Here is a 1,382-nt window from a genome sequence, read left to right as displayed (position 1 = left end):
GTCTGCTCACCGACAAGGAGACGGTCACCTTCAAGATCGGCGGAACCGCCGTCGATCCGGACCAGGTGACCTGGGAACTCAACCCGACCGACGGCAAAACCGGCACCGCGAAGTTCAGCACCACCGCCCGTGCCGGCACCCAGCTCCACGCCGACTACACCGGCAACACCAACCTCAACAACAGCACCGGCGACCTGACACAGACCGTCACCAAAGCCGACACCAAAACAGTGATCGCCGCCGACCCGCAAAACCCCTCAACAGGCCACCCGGTGACCTACACCGTCACCGTCACCGCCCCCACCGGCCTGGTCCCGGACGGAGAAACCGTCACGCTCACCGACACCGTCCCCCACCACGCGACGACCTCCCAGAACGAGAAACTGACCAAGAGCACCGACCCCGCCACACCCGACCAGGCCACCGCGACGTTCGTCCTCGACCAGCCGATCACCGGCACCCACACCATCACCGCCACCTACGACGGCAACACCAACCTCAACAACAGCAACGACACCCTCACCCAACCCATCGACCTCGCCACCACACACACCACCGTCACCTCACCCGGCAACCCCGCCGAAGCCGGCAAACCCATCACCTACACCGTCCACGTCACCAGCCCCACCGGCTACCTCCCCGAAGGCGGCATCTCCCTCACCGACACCCCCCCGAACGGCACCACCATCACCCGCACCGCCACCCTCACCAAGAACCCCGACCCCACCCAACCGAACGAAGCAATCGCCACCGTCACCCTCGACAACCCCGCCCCCGGATCCCACACCATCACGGCCCACTACGGCCCGACGAACCTGTTCGCCGCAAGCGACAGCGACCCCCTCACCCAACACATCCAGGCCGCGACCACCACCACCCTCGCCAGCAGCCTCAACCCCGCCGCACCCGGCCAGGACATCACCTTCACCGCCACCGTCACCGGACCCGGCGACAAACCGGGCGGCACCGTCACCTTCACCGACGGCGACACCCAACTCGGCGACCCCATCCCCCTCAAGGCCGACGGCACCGCCACCACACCCGCCACCAAGTTCACCACCAACGGCGACCACACCATCACCGCCACCTACACCGGCAACGACACCTACAACGGCGGCAGCAGCCAAACCCTCACCCAACACATCGCCGACCCCACCACCACCCTCACCCTCAAAGCAGACCCCGGCACCGGCGGCACCACCACCACCCTCACCGCCACCACCACCGGCAACCTCGCCACCCCACCCACCGGAACCGTCACCTTCACCGACGGTGACACCCCACTCGGCGACACCACCCTCACCGACGGCACCGCCATCCTCACCTACCACCCCACCACCAGCGGCACCCACCACCTCACCGCCACCTACACCGGCAACGCC

The 1,382-nt window shown here is 67.4% G+C and carries 1 protein-coding gene; it reads left to right on the top strand.

The genetic code is table 11. The features are described 5' to 3' along the window. A partial coding sequence (locus AA75_RS53675; RefSeq protein WP_033819981.1) for an Ig-like domain-containing protein occupies positions 1-1,382 on the top strand: 1,382 nt, incomplete at both ends.

This window comes from Kitasatospora sp. MBT63 (assembly GCF_000710465.2).
Lineage (GTDB): Bacteria > Actinomycetota > Actinomycetes > Streptomycetales > Streptomycetaceae > Kitasatospora.
Note: the sequence above shows the minus strand (reverse complement) of the source record. Positions and strands in the feature narration are given on the sequence as shown.